25 protein-coding genes are annotated in these 23,291 nt (G+C 34.6%); 12 read left to right on the forward strand and 13 right to left on the reverse strand.

All coding sequences use genetic code 11. From position 1 onward, the window contains the following. The first annotated feature begins 20 nt into the window (after positions 1-20). From OLM58_RS08555 to OLM58_RS08580, 6 genes are all read left to right on the forward strand, one after another. Positions 21-383 carry an S-adenosylmethionine decarboxylase family protein gene (locus OLM58_RS08555; RefSeq protein WP_264531950.1) on the forward strand — a complete coding sequence of 121 codons (363 nt, stop codon included), beginning with the start codon at positions 21-23 and terminating at the stop codon, positions 381-383. A gap of 3 nt (positions 384-386) precedes the next feature. Then, entirely contained in the window at positions 387-1,619 is a 1,233-nt protein-coding gene (locus OLM58_RS08560) for a DUF4178 domain-containing protein (protein ID WP_264531951.1), read from the forward strand. Positions 1,620-1,814: 195 nt separating this feature from the next. After that, positions 1,815-2,030: a DUF350 domain-containing protein gene (locus tag OLM58_RS08565; protein WP_264531952.1), complete on the forward strand. Its 216-nt coding sequence runs from the start codon at positions 1,815-1,817 to the stop codon at positions 2,028-2,030. Beyond that, positions 2,023-3,543 carry a polyamine aminopropyltransferase gene (locus OLM58_RS08570; protein ID WP_264531953.1) on the forward strand — a complete coding sequence of 507 codons (1,521 nt, stop codon included), beginning with the start codon at positions 2,023-2,025 and terminating at the stop codon, positions 3,541-3,543. The genes OLM58_RS08565 and OLM58_RS08570 overlap by 8 nt, the downstream gene beginning before the upstream one ends. Beyond that, positions 3,518-5,146 carry an NAD(P)/FAD-dependent oxidoreductase gene (locus OLM58_RS08575; protein WP_264531954.1) on the forward strand — a complete coding sequence of 543 codons (1,629 nt, stop codon included), beginning with the start codon at positions 3,518-3,520 and terminating at the stop codon, positions 5,144-5,146. The genes OLM58_RS08570 and OLM58_RS08575 overlap by 26 nt, the downstream gene beginning before the upstream one ends. Beyond that, positions 5,124-6,146, forward strand: coding sequence for a hypothetical protein (locus OLM58_RS08580; RefSeq protein ID WP_264531955.1), 1,023 nt, complete (start codon positions 5,124-5,126; stop codon positions 6,144-6,146). The genes OLM58_RS08575 and OLM58_RS08580 overlap by 23 nt, the downstream gene beginning before the upstream one ends. 78 nt (positions 6,147-6,224) lie before the next feature. Here OLM58_RS08580 and OLM58_RS08585 read toward each other — a convergent pair whose 3' ends face one another. The 6 genes from OLM58_RS08585 to OLM58_RS08610 form a co-directional block, all read right to left on the reverse strand. Then, the gene (locus OLM58_RS08585; RefSeq protein WP_264531956.1) at positions 6,225-6,743 is read right to left on the reverse strand and encodes a GNAT family N-acetyltransferase; all 519 of its coding nucleotides are present in this window, start codon (positions 6,741-6,743) and stop codon (positions 6,225-6,227) included. 80 nt (positions 6,744-6,823) lie between these two features. Beyond that, entirely contained in the window at positions 6,824-7,783 is a 960-nt protein-coding gene (locus OLM58_RS08590; RefSeq protein ID WP_264531957.1) for a nitrilase family protein, read from the reverse strand. 69 nt (positions 7,784-7,852) lie between these two features. Then, positions 7,853-8,680: a helix-turn-helix domain-containing protein gene (locus OLM58_RS08595; protein WP_264531958.1), complete on the reverse strand. Its 828-nt coding sequence runs from the start codon at positions 8,678-8,680 to the stop codon at positions 7,853-7,855. Between the two features lie 131 nt (positions 8,681-8,811). Continuing rightward, positions 8,812-9,543, reverse strand: a complete 732-nt coding sequence (locus tag OLM58_RS08600; RefSeq protein ID WP_264531959.1) for an SGNH/GDSL hydrolase family protein — start codon at positions 9,541-9,543, stop codon at positions 8,812-8,814. A 67-nt stretch (positions 9,544-9,610) separates the two neighbouring features. Further along, entirely contained in the window at positions 9,611-10,393 is a 783-nt protein-coding gene (locus OLM58_RS08605; RefSeq protein ID WP_070906072.1) for a DUF3050 domain-containing protein, read from the reverse strand. An 87-nt stretch (positions 10,394-10,480) separates the two neighbouring features. Continuing rightward, positions 10,481-11,659, reverse strand: a complete 1,179-nt coding sequence (locus OLM58_RS08610) for an acyl-CoA dehydrogenase family protein (RefSeq protein ID WP_070906071.1) — start codon at positions 11,657-11,659, stop codon at positions 10,481-10,483. A 1,647-nt stretch (positions 11,660-13,306) separates the two neighbouring features. Between OLM58_RS08610 and OLM58_RS22125 the strand changes: the two genes are divergently transcribed. Next, positions 13,307-13,564: a helix-turn-helix domain-containing protein gene (locus tag OLM58_RS22125; RefSeq protein WP_369769999.1), complete on the forward strand. Its 258-nt coding sequence runs from the start codon at positions 13,307-13,309 to the stop codon at positions 13,562-13,564. A gap of 19 nt (positions 13,565-13,583) precedes the next feature. Here OLM58_RS22125 and OLM58_RS08620 read toward each other — a convergent pair whose 3' ends face one another. The 4 genes from OLM58_RS08620 to OLM58_RS08635 form a co-directional block, all read right to left on the reverse strand. Continuing rightward, positions 13,584-13,718: an rSAM-modified peptide gene (locus OLM58_RS08620; protein ID WP_264531961.1), complete on the reverse strand. Its 135-nt coding sequence runs from the start codon at positions 13,716-13,718 to the stop codon at positions 13,584-13,586. A 160-nt stretch (positions 13,719-13,878) separates the two neighbouring features. After that, positions 13,879-14,034, reverse strand: coding sequence for a TIGR04149 family rSAM-modified RiPP (locus tag OLM58_RS08625; protein ID WP_264531962.1), 156 nt, complete (start codon positions 14,032-14,034; stop codon positions 13,879-13,881). Between the two features lie 20 nt (positions 14,035-14,054). Then, positions 14,055-14,210 carry a TIGR04149 family rSAM-modified RiPP gene (locus OLM58_RS08630; protein WP_264531963.1) on the reverse strand — a complete coding sequence of 52 codons (156 nt, stop codon included), beginning with the start codon at positions 14,208-14,210 and terminating at the stop codon, positions 14,055-14,057. Positions 14,211-14,237: 27 nt separating this feature from the next. Continuing rightward, on the reverse strand, positions 14,238-14,375 hold the full coding sequence (locus tag OLM58_RS08635) for an rSAM-modified peptide (protein ID WP_264531964.1): 138 nt from the start codon (positions 14,373-14,375) through the stop codon (positions 14,238-14,240). Positions 14,376-14,635: 260 nt separating this feature from the next. Here OLM58_RS08635 and OLM58_RS08640 point away from each other — a divergent pair, with 260 nt between their 5' ends. The 4 genes from OLM58_RS08640 (at position 14,636) to OLM58_RS08655 (ending at position 20,645) form a co-directional block, all read left to right on the forward strand. Beyond that, positions 14,636-16,198, forward strand: coding sequence for a vitamin K epoxide reductase family protein (locus OLM58_RS08640; RefSeq protein WP_264531965.1), 1,563 nt, complete (start codon positions 14,636-14,638; stop codon positions 16,196-16,198). 85 nt (positions 16,199-16,283) lie between these two features. Beyond that, complete coding sequence (locus OLM58_RS08645; protein WP_264531966.1) at positions 16,284-16,481, forward strand: hypothetical protein; 198 nt, start codon at positions 16,284-16,286, stop codon at positions 16,479-16,481. A gap of 675 nt (positions 16,482-17,156) precedes the next feature. After that, positions 17,157-19,349, forward strand: a complete 2,193-nt coding sequence (locus tag OLM58_RS08650) for a peptidase domain-containing ABC transporter (RefSeq protein WP_264531967.1) — start codon at positions 17,157-17,159, stop codon at positions 19,347-19,349. A 3-nt stretch (positions 19,350-19,352) separates the two neighbouring features. Beyond that, positions 19,353-20,645 carry an HlyD family secretion protein gene (locus tag OLM58_RS08655; protein ID WP_264531968.1) on the forward strand — a complete coding sequence of 431 codons (1,293 nt, stop codon included), beginning with the start codon at positions 19,353-19,355 and terminating at the stop codon, positions 20,643-20,645. On the opposite strand, the gene OLM58_RS08660 is transcribed toward OLM58_RS08655, so the two are convergent. The 3 genes from OLM58_RS08660 to OLM58_RS08670 form a co-directional block, all read right to left on the reverse strand. Next, positions 20,642-21,349: a tRNA1(Val) (adenine(37)-N6)-methyltransferase gene (locus tag OLM58_RS08660; RefSeq protein WP_264531969.1), complete on the reverse strand. Its 708-nt coding sequence runs from the start codon at positions 21,347-21,349 to the stop codon at positions 20,642-20,644. The genes OLM58_RS08655 and OLM58_RS08660 overlap by 4 nt on opposite strands. Positions 21,350-21,472: 123 nt before the next feature. Then, complete coding sequence (gene rimM, locus OLM58_RS08665) at positions 21,473-21,997, reverse strand: ribosome maturation factor RimM (protein ID WP_264531970.1); 525 nt, start codon at positions 21,995-21,997, stop codon at positions 21,473-21,475. 15 nt (positions 21,998-22,012) lie between these two features. Next, complete coding sequence (locus tag OLM58_RS08670; RefSeq protein ID WP_017494669.1) at positions 22,013-22,579, reverse strand: 30S ribosomal protein S16; 567 nt, start codon at positions 22,577-22,579, stop codon at positions 22,013-22,015. Positions 22,580-22,776: 197 nt separating this feature from the next. On the opposite strand from OLM58_RS08670, the gene OLM58_RS08675 reads away from it, so the two are divergent. Beyond that, the gene (locus tag OLM58_RS08675; protein WP_264531971.1) at positions 22,777-23,259 is read left to right on the forward strand and encodes a membrane lipoprotein lipid attachment site-containing protein; all 483 of its coding nucleotides are present in this window, start codon (positions 22,777-22,779) and stop codon (positions 23,257-23,259) included. Positions 23,260-23,291: the final 32 nt, after the last annotated feature.

Raw genomic sequence — 23,291 nt, forward strand, 5'->3', positions numbered from 1 at the left:
TTGTTCCCTAAAAAACTAGAATGGATTTACCTCCTTACTCACCAGGATTGCATAAACTGGTTACTTTACATGTCGATGAAACTCAGAAACTAACCAATAGTCAGGGCTTTGTTGATGTGACCAATATGATTTTAGAAAAGTATGTTTTGGAGAAGGTAGGTGTAATTGTGCATAATTTTGATAACAATAGTTTCACCATTTCATTCTGCTTAAAAGAATCTCATATCTGTATACACACTTGGCCGGAATACCATCAGTTAACGTTGGATGTTTATTTGTGTAATTATCTGCAGGATAATTCAAAGAAAGTTAGAGATGTTATGGCTGATTATATTAGCTATTTTGAAGGAAAAATTATTAAAGATTTTGAAATCAACCGATAGGATATGAAAATTGCTTGTTACGATTGTAATACAGAAACTGAATTAAGAGTTGGTTTTGAGGTTGTGAATTTTGTATGTCCCAATTGTCAGAGTTTGTATACTCGTGATAGTGAAGGGATGTTTCGCAGAAGATCTAAGTATAAAACCACACTCAATGATTTCCCATTGGCGATTGGTGATGTTGGCTTTTTAAAAGGAAGCGAATACAAAGTCACTGGGATCCTGGTTAAAAAAGTTCATCCTGATTACAGATGGACCGAGTTTATATTGGAGAATCACGAAAACGAGTGTATTTATCTTTCGGTTTCTAACGGACATTGGATTCTACTAACTGAAATGGAAGAGGTTTTTGATGTAAAAAAGCATCCTTTGATTCTGGAGCACAATAACAAAGACTATAATATTTTCGAATATTCAGATGCTGCAATTATAAACGCTCAGGGGTTTTTCGATTTCGAATTGCCTCAGAATAAAAACATACATTTAGTAGAGTACATAAGACCGCCGTATATGATTTCTGTGGAAAGAATGAATGGTGTTGAAACTGCTTTTTACGGAGAATATATTAAAAAAGGAGAAATAAAAAAGGCTTTTAAGAAGATTACTTTACCGTATCAGTCTGGTGTAAATATGGTGCAGCCATCCCGGTTTGACCTTAATAATACAGCAATTATTTTTTGCTGTATTGCTGCATTGCTGATAGCAACCAACTGGTTTATCTATAAGGATCAATTTAAACAAAAGGTGTTTTCCAAAACCATAAAATTTACTGAATTTAATAATAAAGAAATCACGAGTGATGCTTTTATTCTAAACGGCGGTTCGGCACCGCTGAGTATTACAGTTGCTACAGATGTTGATAATTCTTGGGCGAATCTTAATGTCGCTTTAGTAAATGAAGTGACCAATGATGAAATTTATGCCAATAAAGACATAGAATTTTATCACGGCTATTCTGATGGAGAATCATGGACAGAAGGAGACAATATGGAGAAGTTCAATATTTGTGGTGTTAAAGCAGGAAGATATCATCTCTTGATAACCCCAATGAAAGCACCGGAAGATGTCAATAATAGTGAAATGCGTGTAAATGTAGTTTGGAACGAACCATCAAACAGAAATGTCTGGATGGTCGTTATAGCTATGATTTTCATTTACTTAATAATATGGTTTTTTACGTATAATTTTGAAAAAGAGAGATGGGCTGATAGTTCTTATTCTCGTTACGATGAATAAATAGTCATGAAAAAAATTTCGGATTTTATCTTTAATAATGCCGCTTCATTAGCAATAGGATTTTTTTGCTTTGGAGTTTATCTTTATTTTGCAATTGCGGGAAACCGAATTTGCGATTGCGAAACCACAGAAAATTACAAGTCAACGGGAAGCCGGACTTCTTATAACCGTTTTTATCACAAATAATATTTTACTATGGATTTAATACATCTTCAACCAGTAGTTAATTCAGTTATTTTTTCTTTTTTAGGAATTATCATTTTATTGGCAGCTTATCTAATTATCGAAAAACTTACACCGGAAAATACCTGGAAAGAGGTAGGGGAGAAAAATAATGTTGCCGTTGCGATTGTTTTGGCCGCATTCATCATCGGGATTTCGATGATCATTAGTGCAGCGATTCATGGGTAAAAAGTTTCTTAGGTTTGAATTTCTTTTGCTGTTTGCCGTATTTATTATTGCGACCTGCGGGCTTATCTATGAGCTAGTTGCAGGAACGTTAGCAAGTTATTTATTAGGCGATTCTGTAAAACAATTTTCATTTATTATTGGAGTGTACCTATTTTCGATGGGTATTGGCTCCTTTTTTTCAAAGTTTTTCCACAAAAATCTGCTCAATACATTTGTCGAAATCGAGATTTTGGTGGGTTTGATAGGAGGCCTGAGTTCGGTAGTTTTATTTCTATTGTTCGAAAGTGTTGAATCCTTTCAATTCATATTGTACCTGTTCGTTTTTGTAACGGGCTTTTTGGTCGGATTAGAGATTCCGCTTTTAATGAATATTTTAAAAGACAAAGTCGAATTTAAGGACTTGGTTTCTAATGTATTTACGTTTGATTATATTGGGGCCCTGCTGGCTTCGATACTTTTTCCTTTGGTTTTAGTTCCAAAACTAGGAATAATGGGAACCTCACTTTTCTTTGGAATGATCAATGTAAGCATAGCCATTGTGTTGTGTTTTTTGCTTACCAAAGAACTAAAAAAGCCTTATTTCTTAAAAGTAAAAGCTATTTTTTCATTTATCGTTTTACTTACGGTTTTTATTTTTTCGGATGCAATTTTATCTTATTCAGAAGGAAAACTATATGGCGAAAATATAATTTATACCAATACAACACCTTATCAGCGAATTGTTTTAACGCACAACAAAAGCGATTACAGATTGTATTTAAACAACAATCTTCAGTTTAGTTCTGCAGATGAATACCGGTATCATGAAGCCTTAGTTCATCCGGCAATGTCAATGGCAAAAGCGGTAAAAAATGTTCTGGTTTTAGGAGGAGGTGATGGATTGGCAGTTCGGGAAATCCTGAAATACAAAGAGGTTCAAAAAGTAACTTTAGTCGATCTGGACGAAGGGATGACCAGACTTTTTAAAACTAATAAAGTATTGACGAAATTCAATCAAAATTCACTAAACAATCCGAAAGTTACAGTTATAAATACGGATGCTTATATCTGGGCAAAAAGTTGTCAGGAGAAGTTTGACGTTGCGATTATAGATTTCCCCGATCCGTCAAATTATAGCTTAGGAAAGTTATATTCTTTGAATTTTTATCAAACTATCAAAGGAATTTTAAAACCTAATGCGGCAGTTGTCATTCAGACGACTTCACCCTATTTTGCGCCTAAGTCATTTTGGTGTATTAATAAAACAGTAATGCAGGTTTTTCCTCAGGTCGATGCTTATCATGCCTATGTTCCTTCGTTTGGAGAATGGGGATATACCATTGCAATCAATGGTTTTGGATCCGGTTTTAACGAAGTGAATAGAAAAAGTCCCGGATTGAAATTCTACAATTACCAGTTTGACAGATTTAATTATTTTACCAACGATATGATTTCAAATGAAATAGAAATTAATCGTTTGGATAACCAGATTTTAGTACGCTATTTTGATGAAGAATGGGGAAAATTGCAATAAAGGAAGGCGGAATTTCGTAAAAGGAATCACAGCATCTTTGCTCTTAATTCCTTTTATACAGTTTTGTTCTGATAAAATAGCAGTCCTGATGATTCGGTTATCAGGAACAAATCATCTTTTAGGACATCGCTTGTGGATAAAAGATTTTCCGAAACCGAAAGAACAAATAAAAATACCTTATTTGATTATTGGTGGCGGAATATCAGGTTTGAGTGCCGCACGACAGTTTCATAAAAAGGGAGTCTCTGATTTTTTATTGATTGAAATGGCAGATCATTTAGGAGGAAACTCTTCAAATGGTCAAAATAAATATTCTAAGTACCCTCTGGGAGCACATTATTTGCCGCTTCCAAATTTTGAAGATAAAGAACTTCTTGGTTTTCTTGAAGAAGAAAAGATTATTTTGAGTTATGATAAAAAAGGACTTCCGGTTTTTGATGAATTGCAGCTGACTTTTGCGCCGGATGAAAGGTTGTTTTATAAAAACAATTGGCAGGAAGGAGTTGTTCCAAAGGAAGGAAATTCAGAAGAAGAACATAAAGAATTTCAACGATTTTTCAGAGAAATGGACGCTTTTAGAAGCGCAAAAGGAGAAGATCAAAAATACTTATTTGATATTCCAATACATCTTTCTTCTAAAGATCAAGAAACAAGAGCATTGGATAAAATTACTATGCAGCAATGGTTTGAGAAGAATAATTTTAAATCAAAACCCCTGTTTAATTATATTGATTATTGCTGTAAAGATGATTTTGGATTAGGAATTACTTTTGTCTCAGCTTGGGCGGGAATTCATTATTTTGCAGGACGAAAACAAGATGCAGCTGCAGAAAAATCCGATAGCGTTTTAACCTGGCCGGAAGGAAATGCCAGATTAGCACATCATCTTAAAAAATACACAGCGCAAAAAACACTCAAAAATCATTTGGTTTATGAGGTGAAAATCGAAAAAGACAAGGTTGTTGTTCAGGCATTTGATGATGTTAATAAGTCTTCGATAGAAATAATAGCGGATAGCGTTATCATGGCAACGCCGCAATTTGTAAATCAATACCTCATTAAAGATCGTAAACAATTTACAAAACAGTTTCACTACACACCATGGCTTTTGGCGACTTTAGTGGTAAACAATTTGGCTGATAATTTAAGTTTTCCTCTTTCGTGGGATAATGTGATTTATGAGGCAAAAGGTCTCGGTTACGTTTATGCACAGCACCAAACACTAAATCAGATTCAGGACAAAAAAGTAATTACGTATTATTACAGTTTCTCATCTGCAGATCTAAAGAAAACACGTAAAGAAATTTATAAAAAAGACAAAGAATATTGGAAACAGGTCGTTTTTAATGACTTGAAAATTGCCCATCCGGATATTGAAAATGATACTGAAGAAATGGAAATTTTCTTATTAGGGCATGGAATGATTTCGCCGGTGCCTGATTTTATTTTTGGAGAAGCAAAGAATAAAGCTTCACAAAGTATTGAAAATCAAATCTACTTTGCTCATTCTGATTTGTCGGGGATTTCAATTTTTGAAGAAGCTTTTCACCAAGGAATTAATGCCGTAAATAAACTTTTAGATGGAACAGCCCTGGATTCATAAAGCAAAAACAGATTCATTGTTAATCATTGGACCGTCATTTTTTGTGCTGGCCGTTGTTTTGGTTTTTCAGGATTATATCACTTCAATTGAAGATAATTATTCGTTTTATACCTGGCTTTTTCTAATTGTATTTATTGACGTGGCACATGTTTATGCAACTTTATTTAAAACCTATTTTGTAAAAGAAGAATTTCTGAAAGACAAGAAGAGATTGATTCTTTTACCTGTTATTTGCTTCGTTACAGGAATGGTTTTATTTTCTTTTGGGAGTTTGATTTTTTGGTCTTTTTTGGCCTATATAGCTGTTTTTCATTTTATTCGACAGCAATATGGGTTTATGCGATTATATGCTCGTAATGAAGTCAAAACAAAGACCTCCGTCTGGATTGATAATCTGGCAATTTATGCTTCTACGATTTACCCAATGCTGTTTTGGTTTTTTTCACCCGAAAGAAAATTTAATTGGTTTGTTGAAAATGAATTCTTTCGATTTGAAAGCGAAGTGATTTTAGAAATTTTGTTTTGGGCTTATATTGCCATTCTGTCTCTTTACGTTATTCGCACGATAATCGTTTCGGTCAAAACTAAATTCTTTAACATCCCTAAAAACAGCATTATTTTGGGAACTGTACTTTCATGGTATTTTGGGATTGTTTACTTCAATGACGACCTTATTTTTACGCTGTTAAATGTAGTTTCACACGGAATTCCTTATATGGCTCTGGTTTACTTTAAAGAAATTGATGGAAAGGGGGGAAAAGAAATAGGTGTTCTGACTTATTTAAAGAGATACAATGGCGTTTTAATTTACATTGGGATATTAGTAGTAATTGCTTTTTCAGAAGAGTTTCTTTGGGAGTTTTTTGTTTGGAATGAAAATATTGCAGTAAGCACCAACTTCGATTTCTCAGGATGGCAATTTCTATTAGTGCCGCTTCTGAGTGTACCTCAATTTACACATTACATTTTAGATGGTTTTATCTGGAAGACTAAAAAATAAATTAAATCTGAATATCAAATAAATTAAAAAACGGCTTGTGAATAAAGTTTCACAAGCCGTTTTTGAATATAAGTCTATCTATATTGTGTGTTGCAGCTTAATCTCAAACAAACTAAAAGAGCCTTCTTTATAATGTTCCGGTAATTCGCTTGTCCATTCGATGGAGCTAATGCCTTTGTAGTCGAAACCACAACTAGTATAATATTTATTTATCCTTTCGTTACCGCTATGTGTATCAAGCCTGATGTATGATTTGTTATTCTCGCGAGCATATATTTTTGCCCATTCGATGATTTTTTTAACATACGACTGTCCTCTGAATTTCGGGTTCGTAGCAATGCGATGAAGATAAATGGCAGGGTCTGCACTGGCTTCTTTCCAGATAATCAAATCGTTAAATGTAAGCACAAAGGTACAGGCAATCTCGTCTCCTTCTTTGATGATGAAATGGCGATTTTCGGCAATTTCATTTTCTATAAGTGTTCTCTCAAAGCCTCTCCAGCTTTTATTATTGACCGTTTTTTGATAGGAGGTAGCGGCATTGTAAAGATCAAAAACGGCATCGATATCTTCGTTTGTAGTTTTAAAAAATTCCATTATTGGGTGGTATACTGTAGATTAATGAATTCCTCAAAGGTAAATCTTTAAGAAGCGTAAAGTCCCATGAAACATCAGTTTTAACTTTTTTCAGGAGTATTCAGCCACACCACATTTTGTTCGGATTGATGCTCCTGACCAATAATATCGCGATATAATTCTGGTCTCCTTGCTTTTATGTAACGGTTTCCGCCAGCCTGAATGCACTTTTCAGGAGTTAATAGTGCAGTTACAAAAGAGTCTTCAAAAGAGCTGCATTCGGAAAGAATATCGCCAAAAGGATCAATAATCATCGAACAGCCATTTTTCAGTTGATCATCGTCCATTCCAATTGGGTTCGAGAATACGGCATAAATAGCATTGTCATAGGCTCTTGCAGGAAGCCATTTCATGAGCCAGTCCCTGCCCTTCATTCCTTCAAATTCCAGTCGGAGAGAAGTAGGATCAGACTCACGATTTTCCCATAGCTGTGGAGCAACAAATCCGGCACCCGGTCGGGTAGAAGGGGTACACATCGTAACGTGAGGCATAAAAATAATCTGGGCACCTAAAAGAGTGGTAGCGCGAACATTCTCAATAATATTGTTGTCGTAACAAATTAGAATACCACATTTCCATCCTTTAATCTCAAAGATACAGTATTGGTCGCCCGGACTAAGGTGCGGATTGATAAACGGATGAAGTTTTCGGTATTTGGCGACCAAACCATTTTTGTCTACACACACATAAGCTTTAAATAAGTTATCGTCTTCGTCTTTCTCAAAGAGCCCCGCCAGAATCACGATATTGTGGTTTCGGGCAATTTCCGTTAATTTCAGAATACTTTCTCCACTCGGAATTAATTCTGCCAGGTTCAGCATTTGTTCTTTTGACAGATGTCGGGCAAAAGTATAGCCTGTTACAGAACACTCGTGAAAGGAGATAACATCGCAGCCCTGACTTGCTGCCTGTTGTGAAAGTTTTTCAATTACGGATAAGTTATAGCTTTTGTCGCCACTTTTGTTCTCGAACTGAGCCGTGGCTATTTTTAAATTTTTCATAATGCTTACTATTGATTAGAGACAAAGGTAGCATTGGTACTATTTTGAAAATTGTACAAAACCGACATTCTAAAGCAGAATAGGCGGAACAGTTTTGATGAGATTATTGGCTAATTTCCCGGTATTGTTTAAGTATTCTTTTGGAGTGATTCCGGTGTGTTTTTTGAATTCCTTTATCAGATGAGATTGATCCGAAAAACCGGCATTGTAGCTGATGTTTGTGAGATTTGTATCGACAGACTTATCTTTTAATAGTTTTAAGAAATAATGCAGCTTGATAATATTTCCAAATTTCTTCGGATTTAATCCGATGCACTCTTTGAACTTTCTTTCCAGATGACGTTCCGTATAACCTGTAAATTTAGCCAGTTGGTTTACATTAAAACTCCCTTTATGTACAGTAATAAAACGAAGCGAACTTTCAATAATTAATTGGTAAGAAGCTGTTTTGTCGGAAATATAAGTGCCGAAAAAATGATTGAGAAGATCAACTTTCTTTGAGATCGTATAATTTTCGCATAGCTGCTCCTGAAGAATTAAACCGTCTCTGTTAAAAATAGTATCAATAGAAACAATAGAGTCGAGAAATTCATAAGCCGGAATGCCCAACAATTGATGAATCCCGTTAGGCTGAAAAACAACAATTATAAGAGTGATTTCCTGGTTGGAATAAATGTCTTTAAATCCCGTAAGTTGCCCATACAAAAAAGAATCCGGTAAGAAGCTCTGAACTTCTTGATGGTTTAGATCAGAGGTAAGGTTGCCTTTTAAAGAAAACACAATACCGGTATTACCATCCGAAAACAGACGAAGCTTTTGTTCGGATACTTCTTTGGTATCTAAAAAAAGATAATGTTTAATGTAAGGTGCTAATTCTACTGATGGTGAAATCTGCATTGCTTAAAAGATTATGGACTGCAGTCAATTGTTGTTACTTCTTCAAAAGTCAATTGTATGAGATCATTTTGATTTGTGAAGAATAACTTTTGATAAAATTAAGGATATTTTTCCAATTAAGATTTTAAATGTTAGTTCTGTAAAGCTACTCTCACCACTGGTAAAATACGTTCTGTAAATAAAGTATAAGCTTTTGCAGAAGGATGTAAGCCATCTGCGGCCACCAAATCAGGATTGTCAAGACCTTTGCGGGAAATATCGGTTATCGAAACAAAAACAACATCATTGAGTTTGCAGTAGCTTTCAGCAAAGGAATTGTATTGATTGATTTCGCCTGAAATTCTTTCACCTTCTCCCTCCATTTGTATTTTGCCAAAAGGAGTATAAGCATAATCCGGAATCGAGATAACAATTACCCTTTTTTTATTCCCTTTTGCTAAAACAATTGCCTTGTTTACGAGCTCCGGAAACTCTTTCTCATAGATCGAAAAGCTTTTTCCCTGATACTGATTGTTTACCCCGATAAGAAGTGTGACTAAATCATAGTTAGGATCCGGATTTTGGGTGTTTATTGCCGAAATTAAATTAGTGGTAGTCCATCCGGTGGTCGCAATAATCTTTAAAGAAAAGCTGGCTTGCGGGTAAATTGCCGTTAAACTCGATTTTAACTGTTCAGGAAATCCGCACGTTTCGCATACGCTTTGTCCGATGGTGTAGCTGTCTCCTAAAGCCAAATATTTTATGGAACCGAAAAGAGGAGTAATTGGAAAAGTAGATATTTCCGAAGAGGTTTCGTCAGAACTACAGCTTAGCAGGAATATAGAGAGGATAACAATAACTATTTGTTTGAAATGCAGTTTCATAATTTTGACAAATTAAGTTTCGATTCATTTTAAACAAATAGTTACGTTAAATAACTTGTTTCGGTTTTTAGACCATTTCAGTCTTCATCAGAATTTCTTCTTCGATAGCATTCCAAAGTCCGATACGTTTTTCTAATGCCAAAATCGAAATTTCTTCCACTTCTTTCCATTTTTGAGCATCATCTTCACACAAATCAGTGATCATTTGCATCGCCATTGGTCCGTGTTCATCGGCATCCAATTCGATATGTCTTTCAAAATAGTATAAAAGTTTGCTTAGATCCGTTTCAGGAAGATTCTTCTGGAAGTTTTTCAGGATTGCGGTAAACATACTCGGAATCAAATCTTCTCTTCCAAAAGTAAATGCTGCAGCAATTTGATGAGGCTTTCCTTCTTCAATTACTCTAAAAGTAAAGTCTAAGAAAGCTTTTGTATCAGGATGTAGGGAACTTTGTTTTATGGCAACAAAAATATTATGCAAGGAGTTTACTTCGGCTAAAAAGTTGTTGATTCCGCTTGTATCGGCACCACAATCTTCCATGGCTTCAATATACATTTCATAGTGACTTTGTCTTTTCCCATCAATACTTAAATCGGTTTCTTCTGCCAGAACGATTTCATTGATTAAGTATCTTGTTTCAGGATTTTTTGTCGCGAACCAAGGAGTAGAAGTACAGGTAAGCTTAGATTGTAATGCTTTTAATAAGGACATAAAATCCCAAACAGCGAAAACATGAGTTTCTAAAAAACGATGTAAGTCATCGATATTTTGGATTTTATTGTATAATGAATGTTGTAGAAGTTGATCTTTTTGGGGTTGAATGCTATTGTTTATAGTTTCAATATTCATTTTCGAATTTTTTATGCAAATATAAAAAGCTTCCCGTTAAGAAGAAGCTTTTTGTATTGGTTTTGTATATATTTTAATAATTATTCATTATTTAAATGCTGGAATTCCAGTTACATCCATACCCGTTATTAGTAAATGAATGTCGTGAGTTCCTTCATAAGTAATAACGCTTTCGAGATTCATCATATGGCGCATGATCGAATATTCTCCTGTAATACCCATTCCGCCCAGCATTTGTCTGGCTTCACGTGCGATATGTATGGCCATATCGACATTGTTGCGTTTCGCCATCGAAATTTGTGAGGTTGTCGCTTTTCCTTCGTTGCGTAAAACACCCAGACGCCAGGTTAATAACTGTGCTTTTGTGATTTCAGTAATCATTTCGGCTAATTTTTTCTGTTGCAATTGTGTTCCTCCAATAGGCTTCCCAAATTGAATTCTTTCTTTAGCATAACGCAAAGCAGTATCGTAGCAATCCATTGCAGCTCCAATAGCTCCCCAGGCAATCCCGTATCGTGCCGAATCTAAGCATCCAAGAGGTGCGCCAAGACCGGATTTGTTAGGTAATAAGTTTTCCTTAGGAACCTTTACATTATCGAAGATTAATTCTCCGGTTGAAGAAGCGCGCAAGGACCATTTATTATGTGTCTCAGGAGTTGTAAAGCCTTCCATTCCACGTTCAACGATCAGGCCGTGAATTCTCCCTTCCTCATTTTTTGCCCAAACGATTGCGATATCGGCAAAAGGAGCGTTAGAAATCCACATTTTAGCACCATTTAAAAGATAATGATCTCCCATATCTTTAAAATTAGTGATCATGCTACCCGGATCAGAACCGTGATCAGGTTCAGTCAAACCAAAGCATCCCATGAATTCTCCTGTAGCCAGTTTTGGTAAATATTTCATTCGCTGTTCTTCGTTTCCATATTTCCAGATAGGATACATTACCAAGGAAGACTGAACGGATGAAGTCGATCGAACACCAGAATCCCCACGTTCTATCTCCTGCATAATTAAACCGTAAGAAATCTGATCCAGACCTGCACCTCCGTATTCTACCGGAATATACGGTCCGAAACCACCGATTTCGCCGAGTCCTTTTATAATCTGTGTAGGGAATGCTGCTTTTTGAGCATATTCTTCTATAATTGGGGAAACTTCTCTCTTGACCCAGGCTCGCGCCGATTCACGAACTAATTTGTGTTCGTCTGTCAATAAGTCATCTAAGTTATAGTAATCTGGTGCTTGAAATAGGTCTGGTTTCATTTTTGATAGTTTTATAATACAAATCTACGCAATAAAAATATAACAAAATACTGTTAAATTGTTATATTTTTATAAATGGTCTAGAAGGAAAATAGTATAAACACGAATTAATTTTAGTTTATTGTGAATTTATAAGCTATTTTTGAGATTCAAAAAACGAATTGAATGAGGCTGATCATCTCTTTTATACTCTTTTTTGTTGTAAATGTCGCTGTTTCTCAGGAGAAAAAGGTTTTTACGGAACAAGAGTACTTAATATTACAAGACAAAATTCGACTAACGGCAAATGCTAATGTTGACAGCTCGATCGTATATGCTAATCAGCTGGCGAGATCGGCTAATAATAAGCATTTAGCCTTTGCAAATGCTGCATTGTCTTATTTGATTCAGTTAAAAGGAAATGCAGTAAAATCTAAGGAAAAATACCAGTTAGCCTTAAATTACTTAGATAAAATGCCGGATGATAGGGAAAAAACTCAACTTCGGTCGTATTTGTATAATTATGCCGGATTATCAGAATGGAAAAGAGAGAATTACAGTGATGCGATCGAAAATTACCAACAAGGAATAAAACTCTCCATAAAGATTGGGGATATTATTCAAATTGTTAAGTTTAAGAGTAATATCGCGGCTATAAATGTTGCTGTAGGTAATTATCGATTAGCGATTAAGGATTTGCGGAGCCTCAATGATTTTGTGGATAAAAACCAGAGCGTTTATACCAAACAGCAGTATCTTAACAATAAAAGTAACATCAATCTCAGTCTGGCGGGATCATATGAAAGCTTTTATATGAAAGACCCTAAAAAGAAGGTTTTACTTGACTCGGCGGAGTATTTTTACCAAAAAACGATTAGTTTTTCTCAAAATTTTCCGGACAATAAGATTGTGGCGAAATTAAGTTTAGGGAATATTTACGGTGAGCTGAAAGAATACAAAAATGCCGAAAAAACGTATTACGACATCATCTTTCTGGCCAATCAAAATAGTATGCAGGAAATCTTATGTACTACTAATTATAATTTAGGCGACTTGTATTATAATACCAAGAAGTATGATAAGGCATTGGTGTTTTTTAAAAAATCAGATTCTATTGGTGAGATAACTAAAACCAACCAGGTAGACCATCTGAAATCAAATTATTATCAGGCAAAGATTTATAACATTCGAAAAGAGCCTGAACTGGCTTATAAACATTCAAAAATTTATCTTGATAATTACGAAAAATCAGAATCAAAATTAAATGATGAGGTTCTGGAAGTAAATTATAAACTTGGAGTAGGAGATTTGACCAGTGAGATGATTACCATTCAGGAAAAGTATAAATACGATGTTTTTCTGAACAAAGCTCTGAAAGTATTTTATGTTGTTTTATTTATAGGTATTGTATTTTTATTGATAAAAAACATACGGGATAAAAATAAAGCCCACAAAAAAATGAATGCTTTAATAGAAGAGTTTAAAGCTAATTTAGAGAAGAAAAATGAACCTGAACAAGAGATTGTGCCGGAGTTTGAGGAGCTACAACTTAAGAAAGAGAATGTCAATTTAAGTATTGATGAGGCAAAAGAGAATAAAATAGTAGAAAAATTGCTGGCTTTAGAAAGTAAACAGGAATTTTTGCATGCTGATTTTACTTTGCCTTACGTGGCTAAGAAAATAAAAACAAATACGACCTATTTGTCTTACGTAGTAAACAAACGATTTGGTAAGTCTTTTGGGGAATATTCAAATGAATTGAAAATTAACTATGTTATTAATGAGATGATTACGAACCACATGTATCGTAAATATTCAACTCAGGCCATTGCAGAAAGTGTAGGATTTAAGAATGCAGTGTCTTTTGCTAAATCATTTCGCAAAAGAACTGGAGTGTCTCCAGCTCAGTTTGCGAATAATATTTAAAAGTTTTCTTGGGGTTTTATTAAGGATTATCATCATTGCTTCCTTTTCCATTTCCTCTGTTGGGGTCACCGTCACCTCCAAAAATGGTTTGTTGCTCTTTTTTTGATAATTTTTCGTTTCCAAAATCTTCGAATTTTATTTTTTTAGTTTTCATTGTTGTAGGTTTATTAGTTGTGTAGATCCGTTGCCATTTCCTCTATTACTATCGTTGTCACCTCCATGAACTGTTTTTTGTTCTTTTTTTGAAAGTGTATGGCTTGTAAAATCTTCGAAATTTAATTTTTTATTTTCCATTTTTAGTAGATCCTTAAGGATTAATTAGATCCTTTTCCATTTCCTCTACTTGGATCACCAGCAATTGTGTTGTCGATGGGAGTATTGGAATCGTCACCTCCGTGAACTGATTTTTGTTCTTTTTTTGAAAGTGTATTGCTTTTGAAATTTTCGAAGTTTAATTTTTTATTTTTCATGATTTGATTTTTTTTATTGATTAATTAGATCCTTTTCCATTTCCTCTATTTGGATCACCAGCAATTGTGTTGTCGATGGGAGTACTAGAATCGTCACCTCCGTGAATTGATTTTTGCTCTTTTTTTGAAAGTGTATTGCTTTTGAAATTTTCGAAGTTTAATTTTTTATTTTTCATGATTTTATTTTTTTTATTACTGATTAATTAATTAGATCCTTTTCCGTTTCCTCTGATTGGGTCGCCTGGAATATTATTTTCGTCACCACCCTGAACAGTTTTTTGCTCTTTTTTTGACAGTTTTTCAGATTGAAAATCTTCGAATTTTTGTGCTCGATTTGCCATGTTTGTTTGTATTAGGATTATTGATATATCAAAACTATACAAAAAGGAAAACGCTTAATCGAGAATAGGGTTTTTTGGGGTTTTGATAAATTATTTTTAAGCTAATTTATTGGTAATCAATTAATTGAATTAAATATTCGGACTGATATAATTTATAAATTGTATGTAGTATAATTAATAAAATGTGTACTACTAGCGTTTTTTTCTCAATAAAAACAACAATATTTGCAGTGTAATTGTGATTCTAAAGACTCGAAAAGATGTTAAAACTTGTCCAAAAATTTCTACAAATAAACAAGTACTCGGAGATTAAAAATGAGTTTAAAGATTTGTTTCTTTCTCATCCAAATTATCCTAGTTTGTTTGCGATAACAGATTCTCTGGATTTACTGTCTGTAGAGAATGCTGCGATAAGAGTTCCGAAAGAGCAAATAGTAGATTTGCCTTCAAATTTTTTGGCTTATTTCAAAGAAGAGTTAATATTAGTGGAAAAGGCAAAGAATTTTGTTCGAATCAATACGATGAAAAAAGGAAGTCAGAAAATGGCTTATGAAAAGTTTTTGTTAGACTGGAATGGGGTTATAGTTGCAATTGAACCTAACAATGTAATTGCAAGAGAGAATTTAAAAGTTGAATTCAGCTGGTTGAAATATGGTTTGCCACTTTTATTGGTAGTTGGATTATCTTTTTTTTATAATACGTACAGTTTATTCAGTTTCGTTTTTTTAACGACATCAATTTTAGGATTCATTGTGAGTGTTTTTATTGTTCAGGAAAAAATGGGATTTAAGAATAGTATTGTTTCAAAACTTTGCAATCTTAGTTCAAACTCTTCCTGTAGTTCTGTAATCAATAACAAAGAGGGTAATGAGAGTAAGTGGATTAGCTTTCCTGACTTGCCATTAATGTTTTTTGGAGCCAGTTTGATTGCAATTTTGGTAAAACCACTGGAGTCTTCAATTTTCATAGGTTTTTTAAGCTTATTGGCGATACCGGTTATTGTGTCTTCAATTTGGATCCAAAAATTTGAAATTCAAAGATGGTGTGTAATGTGTTTGGTGGTGTCTTCTTTGATTTTTGCACAGAGTGCTATATGGTTTGCATCCGATTTGTTTACATTGAGTTTCAATTTTTCCGAAATTTTTCCATTCTTGTTCTCACTGGCACTCCTTGTTCCTATTTGGGCAGTTTTGAAAACAATTATAAAAAACATCTTAGGTACCGAAAATTCGCTTAAAGAGATGAAAAAGTTTAAAAGAAATTATTCTTTATTAAACTTCCTATCGAAAAAAGTACCTCATATAAATGGACTTGATGATTTAAGAGGATTGAATTTCGGGAATAGAAATGCAGCTGTAAAGTTATCAGTAATCATCAGCCCTAGCTGTGGACATTGTCATAAAACATTTCAGGAAGCATTTGATTTAGTTTTAAGGTTCCCGGATAGAGTACATTTAAATGTATTATTCAACGTAAATCCTGAGAATGTGGAAAATCCATATAAAGCAGTAGTTGAGAGACTTTTGACCATAAACAGATCCGCACCAGGAAAAACGGTTGAGGCTATTTCAGACTGGCACATTAAAAGTATGAGCCTTAAAAAATGGTTGAAAAAATGGCCTGTTGATTCTGTAAATATGATGGTAACTCAGGAAATAAATAAACAATATGAATGGTGTTCTAAAAATGATTTTAATTATACACCGGTTAAAATTGTAAATGATAAAGTTTTTCCGGCTGAGTATGAATTAGGAGAACTAAAATACTTTTTAAACGATTATATCGAGGAGAAAGAAGAAGTTGTTTTGGAAAAAACAGCATAATAGCTAAAAATAGTTTCAGCAGACAGAAGCTTCAGCTGTCTTAAAATGATTGAAGTATGAATTCAAAAAACAAAAACCTTTAGTTATGTTAAAAATCATTTTAAACTTAGAAGGTGCTCAGGAGCTAAGTGCATTCGAGCAAAAAAGCATGATAGGAGGGCAACCGATTAATCCGCCAAAAAGATGTTGTGTTTGTCCGGGTAAAGGTTCGTCTACTCTTGTAGCTTGTGATTCGATTTGTTCGAATGGTACAATACCGGCAATGCTTGAGGATTGTTTGTAACCTTACTGCGTTGGAAAGCATTTAATAAGTAGGAAGCTAAGCACTTCATATTTATATAATGTTTCAGAATTGAAGTGTAAGACAGGTAAAATGACTTTAGTCGTTTTTGATATTAATTTTTTAGCGTTTTAATAGAAGTACAAAATAGCCTTTTTTAGAATTTAGTCATGTTTTTTTTAATTTGTAGGCGCTCGATCGTGGAACATTGAGCAAATTTCCCCACATTGATGATTGGTGTAGGGATTCTTAGGAAATTGGTCACTGAGTTGATTTTAATTGGTTAGGGTTAACCAGTGCCATGTCCTAAAGAAGTTGTATTTCTAATAGATATGTTTCTAAATACTCTAACAGAGAAGATTTGTGTCTTCTCTGTTTTTTTTTGGATTAATCCATCGTTTCGTGATAAAGTTAAAGAACCGTATAAATTGTGCTAGATAGTATTAGCTAAAGAAAACAGGAATAAGAGGCTTTAAATGGGGTATTATGGGCATTAATAGTCTTAAGTTCGGTATATGAGATTCCTGTAAAATCCTTTTTTTAAGATGATTGTCGTTTTTTAACTATAAATCAGAAGGAAAAACAATTAATTGCGATTTTTTGGCGGATAAATATTATATTTTTGTAAGGCAGATAAAGATATAGCTGTTCACGCATAAATGATAACTTTAAATTAAATTGAAAAAATTCACCAATTATAAACAGGCCGATTATAAAGATTGTGGGCCGACGTGTTTAAAAATAATAGCAAAACATTACGGTAAAACAATCAACATTCAGGAGTTGAGAGACATCAGTGAAACAACTCGTGAAGGTAGTAATTTGCTTTTTTTGAGTGATGCGGCCGAGAAAATCGGTTTTAGAACTTTAGGTGTAAAATTAAATCTGGAAAGACTAGAAGAGGCTCCGCTTCCGTGCATCTTGCACTGGAACAAAAATCATTATGTAGTACTTTACAAAATTAAAAAACACACCTACTATATTTCGGATCCTGCCTTTGGTTTGATTGAATACAACAAAGCGGATTTTATTAAATTCTGGATCGGAAACAATGCAGACGAATCTACTCAGGAAGGAATAGCATTATTGATTGAAGCGACTCCTAAATTCTTTCAATCTGATTTTGATAAAGAAGACAATCGCGGACTCGGATTTGGGTTGTTGGCACAATACGTGCTTCGGTACAGGTCGTTTCTATTGCAGTTAAGTATAGGGTTACTGGCCAGTAGTTTATTGCAACTTATTTTTCCGTTTTTAACCCAAAGTATCGTAGATGTCGGGATTCAAAATCAGAACATTCATTTTATTTATCTGATTCTTTTTGCTCAATTGTTTCTTTTTGCCGGAAGGACAGGTCTGGAACTTATCAGAAGCTGGATTTTATTACATCTTTCTACCCGAATAAACATTTCTCTTATTTCGGATTTCTTTATTAAACTAATGAATCTGCCCATTTCGTTTTTCGATGTGCGAATGACTGGTGACATCATGCAGCGTATTAATGACCATCGCAGAATTGAGCGAATTTTGACAACATCATCTTTGAATGTCTTATTTTCTGTGATCAATATGTTTGTGATGGGAGGTGTTCTGGCTTATTTTAATCTGAAGATCTTTCTGGTGTTTTTTGCAGGCAGCCTGCTTTATTTTGGATGGATTACTTTATTTTTAAAAAGAAGAGAAGTACTGGATTACAAACGTTTTGCAGAGGTTTCCAGTGAGCAAAACAAAGTGATGGAGCTGATCAACGGAATGCAGGAAATAAAGCTGCACAACGCCGAAAAACAAAAGCGCTGGGGATGGGAATATATACAGGCCAGACTTTTTAGAGTTTCAATAAAAGGGCTTGTTTTAGAGCAGACACAAACTATAGGTTCTTCTGTAATCAATGAATTAAAAAATATCTTTATTATATTCCTATCGGCAAAACTGGTAATCGACGGTTCCATTACACTTGGGATGATGCTGGCAATTAGCTCGATAGTAGGAAGTTTAAATGGACCAATTACGCAGCTTATAGAATTCGTCAGGGAGCTTCAGGATGCCAAAATATCATTGGCCAGATTGTCTGAAATTCATGAGAAAGAAGACGAAACACAGCAAGAAGCCTATCAGACGAGTGATGTCCCTTTTGATTCGGATATTGATATTAATAACCTTTCCTATCGATATTTGGGTTCTGATATTCCCGTTCTGGAGGATTTAACGCTGAAAATTCCCGCTAACAAAGTAACGGCAATAGTAGGAGTCAGCGGAAGTGGAAAAACAACTTTAATGAAGCTCTTGTTGAAATTCTATGAGCCTGAAAAAGGGGAGATAAACATTGGAAATGCGCAATTGAAAAATATTTCGCAAAAAGCATGGAGATCCAATATCGGCGCTGTTATGCAGGAAGGGTTTATTTTTAGTGATACCATTGCTAACAATATCGCAATCGGAGTTGATAAAGTGGATAAAGAACGTTTGGTCTATGCTGCTGACGTAGCCAATATAAAAGAATACATTTCAGGTTTACCGTTAGGATACAATACCAAAATTGGTGCTGAAGGACTTGGGATGAGTACCGGACAAAAACAGCGTTTGTTAATTGCAAGGGCGGTGTATAAAAACCCGGAAGTTTTGTTTTTTGACGAAGCGACATCGGCATTGGACGCGAATAATGAAAAAGAAATCATGCAAAAACTGGATGTTTTCTTTAAAGATAAAACAGTTGTGGTGATCGCCCATCGTTTAAGTACTGTGATGAATGCAGATCAAATTGTGGTTTTAGACAAAGGAAAAATCATCGAAATTGGCAGTCATTCTGTATTGGTAGAGCAAAAAGGGAATTATTTTGAACTGGTTAAGAATCAATTACAATTAGGAAATTAAAACATGGCAGAAGATACTACATTTGAACTAAGAAGTGAAGAAGTTCAGGATATTCTAACCAAAGTACCACATTGGATGATTCGTTGGGGAACCGTTTTGATATTTGTCATTATTGTGATGCTTTTTTTCGTGTCCTGGTTTATCAAATATCCAGACGTTGTTACTACTCAAATTGTAATTACAACCAATATCCCTCCGGAGAAGATCGTTTCGAAATCATCGGGTCGTATTGAGGCAATTTTAGTAAAAGACAAATCGATCGTTTCCAAAAACAGCACACTTGCTGTTATTGAAAATACCGCTAATTACAAAGATGTTTTTTTGTTGAAAAAAATCGTTGACGAATACAATATCAATGATCCCCGGAGAGCCTTTCCTTTCGAACGGTTGAAAAATACTCAGTTAGGAGAGATTGAAAGTGCTTTTGCTGTTTTTCAGAAAGACTACCAGGCAGAACAGCTAAATAAAAATTTACAGCCTTTTGAAGTAGAAAATCGGGCACAGGTTTCCGAAAAAGTTCAGATCAAAGACAGATTGGAGATTTTGCAGCAGCAAAAAGTGATTAATGAAAGTGAATTGCAGCTTCAGAAAAATGAAATGGCGAGATTTGAAACCTTATTCAATAAAGGAATCATCTCTGCTCAGGAAATGGAAGCTAAAAAACTGGGATATCTCCAGGCGCAAAAAAATTATAGAACCCTTTTGTCTTCCATTTCTCAGTTAAAGTCGGCTTTAATTACCAATACTAAATTGAGTCAAAACTCACAAATCAGCGGTACTAAAGAAGAAGTTACTTTAGGAAGAAATATGGCGCAGTCTTTTTATCAGCTTAAAAAAGTAATAAAAGACTGGGAGCTGGCGTATGCTTTAAAATCATCGGTGAGTGGGGTGGTTACTTTTTTGCAGGTTTGGACAGAGAATCAAACTATTAATATTGGGGATAACGTCTTCTCGATTATTCCGGATACCAAAAATGGTTTTGTAGGTAAGGTAAAGGCACCGGCATTGAATTCAGGGAAAATAAAAGTTGGTCAGATGGTGAACATCAGATTAGCGAATTTTCCCGACAGAGAATTTGGAGTGTTAAAAGGAAGAATTCGAAATATTTCTCTGGTTCCGGATAAAGATGGAAATTTGCTATTGGATGTAGCACTTCCAAACGGATTGGAAACGTCCTATAAAAAGCAAATTGTTTTTCAGCAGGAAATGAAAGGAAGCGCCGAGATTGTGACCGAAGATTTACGTTTAATCGAGAGAATTCTATATCAGTTTAAGAGTCTTTTTGAGCAGGTTTAAAATTTTAAATAAAAATCTTTAGTAAGCTCGATATACTCAGGAGTATAAACGTGTCGGTCAATTTCTATTGTTAATTCATCAACTTCAGGTTGTGGAGTTTCGTTACGGCTAAAAGCCAAAAGACTACGCTTTACAACAGCTGTAGGAGTGCCTTTTACCCGTGTAATTTTGACAGGGTATAATTCGGATTCTTTGGCTAAGGCAATAAATTTTTCTTCTTCTTTAAAAGGAAGAATTATGGCAAGTATTCCATTTTCAGATAAAAGTAAATCCGCTGCTTCAACTAATTCTTCAAAAGGCATTGCGTCCTGAAAGCGCGCTAAATCACGTTGTTCGTTTTCGCTTTTATAATCTTCAGCATAAAAGGGTGGATTCGAAACAATCAGATCATATTCGTCTTCCGGTTCTTCTATAAATTCATCTAAACCTGCATGAAAACAAAATAGACGGTCTCCCCAGGGCGAGTTTTCAAAATTTTCTACGGCTTGTTCATAAGCATCCTCGTCAATTTCAAGCGCGTCAATTTGTTCTGCATTTGTTCTTTGTGCCAGCATTAAAGCAATAATGCCGGTTCCGGCGCCAATGTCTAAAACACTAAATGGATTATGATTTATAGGTGCCCAAGCGCCCAGTAAAACACCATCAGTGCCAACTTTCATAGCGGTTTTGTCTTGTAGAACTGAAAATTGTTTGAATTGAAACATCTTGATTTGTGAGTGAAGATTAACGATTTTTAATTTCAGATTGAATAGGTGATAATGATGACAAGATTTTTAATTGTAAGAATAATAAAATCAGTCTAAATCTAAGTTAGTCTAACGATCTAATTAAAGGTACATCTCTACCAAACCTTCGGGAAGATTCATGATAACCTTTTTATTTTCACGGTCTATTTTTACAAGGAATTGGTCGATCATTGGAATTAACATTTCGACTTCACCATTTAAAACTTCAAAAAGAGGTTGTGCTGTTGTATCGTTTACAGCAGCTATTTTTCCAAAAACACCTAAACGCTGGTCTTCGATTTCAAAACCGATTACTTCGTGGAAATAAAATTTGTTGCCGGAAAGTTTTGGCAACATCGTTAAAGGAAGATAAATGGCATTGCCAATAAGGGCATCAGCATCTTCTTCTGTGTTTACATCTTCAAAACGAATTCTAAGAAAATCGTTTTTGTGTAAAGAACTTGTTTCAATAAAAAAAGGAACCAAGTGTTTGTTGCATTCAACAAACACTGATTCCAGATTTTCGTATAACTCAGGTTCGTCCGTGTCTAAATAAGCCAGAACTTCACCTTTGAAACTAAATTTTTTAGCGATTTTACCTAAATAAAAACATTCTTCTTTACGCATTCTCGCCAGCTAAAATTATGCTTCAGTTGTTTCGTTATTCTCTTCAGTAGCAGTTTCTTCAGTTGAAGCTTCAACTTCAGCAACTTCTTCTGTAGCCTCAGCAGCAGTAGCAGCAGCAATTGCGTCAGCTTCAGCTTGAGCAGCAGCAGCTAAACGTTTAGCATTAACTTCTTGTTCTGCTTTTAAAGCTTTAGCTTTAACATCAGCTTGCGCTTTTGATAAACCATCTTTTTTAGCATCAACTTTTCCAGCTTTAGCTTCTAACCATGCAGCTAATTTAGCATCAGCTTGCTCTTGAGTTAAAGCTCCTTTACGGATACCTCCATCAAGGTGGTGTTTCAATAAAGCTCCTTTGTAAGAAAGAATTGCTCTAGCAGTATCAGTTGGTTGTGCACCATTGTGTAACCATTTAACTGCACTATCAAGGTTTAAGTCGATAGTTGCCGGGTTTGTGTTTGGATTGTAAGTACCGATTTTCTCTAAGTATTTACCATCTCTTTTTGAGCGTGCATCTGCAGCTACAACCCAGTAAAAAGGTTTTCCTTTTTTACCGTGTCTTTGTAATCTAATTTTTACTGACATAATCGTATGATTAAATTTTGAGGTACTCGACCCCTGTTAATTAAGGGCGCAAAGATATAATTTTTTTATGAATTATACGTTCAAAATCATATTAAATGCGTTTAAGGTGTATTTCTGTAGCATTTATATCCTTTTTAACTTCATTTTTTAAATAATTATCTTAATTGAGGTTATTTTTGCCTCAAATTTACTGTGATATGAAAAAAATAATTTCTTTAGTATTACTGCTTTTTATTGTTTCTGCCTGTTCTGAAGATATAAAATTTAATAATCCGGCCTTCCAAAGTTTAAAAGAAAACGTGTTTTGGCGCGCTACAACCTATAAGGCTTATAGCTCTGTGAGCGGCGGTATTGTTATTGAAGGTGATTTGGGATTTGAGAAAGTAGTTTTAAAAGTTCCGAATACGGGAGTGCAGACTTATGCTCTTGGTCGTGATAATATCACGACAGCAAATTACACTAATACACAGTCGTCGCAATCCTACCGTTTTTCTACCGGTACAGATAGAGGGGATGGGCAAATCGTGATTACTGAGTTTAATGCAGAGAATAAAACAATTTCAGGAACCTTTAAGTTTAACGCTCTGAACGAGGATCAAAAGGATACTGAAAAGCCAAAAATTAGTTTTACCGAGGGTGTTTTTTACAAAATTCCAATTTCGGCAACATTTGAGAATTAGAAATTTAATTTGCCATAGTTTGGTTTTATTGG

Source organism: Flavobacterium sp. N502540 (assembly GCF_025947365.1).
Taxonomy (GTDB): domain Bacteria; phylum Bacteroidota; class Bacteroidia; order Flavobacteriales; family Flavobacteriaceae; genus Flavobacterium.

Bases quoted from the DNA above. Each gene is read 5' to 3' on its own strand.
- OLM58_RS08555 (WP_264531950.1), top strand. From the start codon at position 21: ATGGATTTACCTCCTTACTCACCAGGATTGCATAAACTGGTTACTTTA.
- OLM58_RS08560 (WP_264531951.1), top strand. From the start codon at position 387: ATGAAAATTGCTTGTTACGATTGTAATACAGAAACTGAATTAAGAGTT.
- OLM58_RS08565 (WP_264531952.1), top strand. From the start codon at position 1,815: ATGGATTTAATACATCTTCAACCAGTAGTTAATTCAGTTATTTTTTCT.
- OLM58_RS08570 (WP_264531953.1), top strand. From the start codon at position 2,023: ATGGGTAAAAAGTTTCTTAGGTTTGAATTTCTTTTGCTGTTTGCCGTA.
- OLM58_RS08575 (WP_264531954.1), top strand. From the start codon at position 3,518: ATGAAGAATGGGGAAAATTGCAATAAAGGAAGGCGGAATTTCGTAAAA.
- OLM58_RS08580 (WP_264531955.1), top strand. From the start codon at position 5,124: ATGGAACAGCCCTGGATTCATAAAGCAAAAACAGATTCATTGTTAATC.
- OLM58_RS08585 (WP_264531956.1), bottom strand. From the start codon at position 6,743: ATGGAATTTTTTAAAACTACAAACGAAGATATCGATGCCGTTTTTGAT.
- OLM58_RS08590 (WP_264531957.1), bottom strand. From the start codon at position 7,783: ATGAAAAATTTAAAAATAGCCACGGCTCAGTTCGAGAACAAAAGTGGC.
- OLM58_RS08595 (WP_264531958.1), bottom strand. From the start codon at position 8,680: ATGCAGATTTCACCATCAGTAGAATTAGCACCTTACATTAAACATTAT.
- OLM58_RS08600 (WP_264531959.1), bottom strand. From the start codon at position 9,543: ATGAAACTGCATTTCAAACAAATAGTTATTGTTATCCTCTCTATATTC.
- OLM58_RS08605 (WP_070906072.1), bottom strand. From the start codon at position 10,393: ATGAATATTGAAACTATAAACAATAGCATTCAACCCCAAAAAGATCAA.
- OLM58_RS08610 (WP_070906071.1), bottom strand. From the start codon at position 11,659: ATGAAACCAGACCTATTTCAAGCACCAGATTACTATAACTTAGATGAC.
- OLM58_RS08620 (WP_264531961.1), bottom strand. From the start codon at position 13,718: ATGAAAACTAAAAAAATAAAATTCGAAGATTTTGGAAACGAAAAATTA.
- OLM58_RS08625 (WP_264531962.1), bottom strand. From the start codon at position 14,034: ATGAAAAATAAAAAATTAAACTTCGAAAATTTCAAAAGCAATACACTT.
- OLM58_RS08630 (WP_264531963.1), bottom strand. From the start codon at position 14,210: ATGAAAAATAAAAAATTAAACTTCGAAAATTTCAAAAGCAATACACTT.
- OLM58_RS08635 (WP_264531964.1), bottom strand. From the start codon at position 14,375: ATGGCAAATCGAGCACAAAAATTCGAAGATTTTCAATCTGAAAAACTG.
- OLM58_RS08640 (WP_264531965.1), top strand. From the start codon at position 14,636: ATGTTAAAACTTGTCCAAAAATTTCTACAAATAAACAAGTACTCGGAG.
- OLM58_RS08645 (WP_264531966.1), top strand. From the start codon at position 16,284: ATGTTAAAAATCATTTTAAACTTAGAAGGTGCTCAGGAGCTAAGTGCA.
- OLM58_RS08655 (WP_264531968.1), top strand. From the start codon at position 19,353: ATGGCAGAAGATACTACATTTGAACTAAGAAGTGAAGAAGTTCAGGAT.
- OLM58_RS08660 (WP_264531969.1), bottom strand. From the start codon at position 21,349: ATGTTTCAATTCAAACAATTTTCAGTTCTACAAGACAAAACCGCTATG.
- rimM (WP_264531970.1), bottom strand. From the start codon at position 21,997: ATGCGTAAAGAAGAATGTTTTTATTTAGGTAAAATCGCTAAAAAATTT.
- OLM58_RS08670 (WP_017494669.1), bottom strand. From the start codon at position 22,579: ATGTCAGTAAAAATTAGATTACAAAGACACGGTAAAAAAGGAAAACCT.
- OLM58_RS08675 (WP_264531971.1), top strand. From the start codon at position 22,777: ATGAAAAAAATAATTTCTTTAGTATTACTGCTTTTTATTGTTTCTGCC.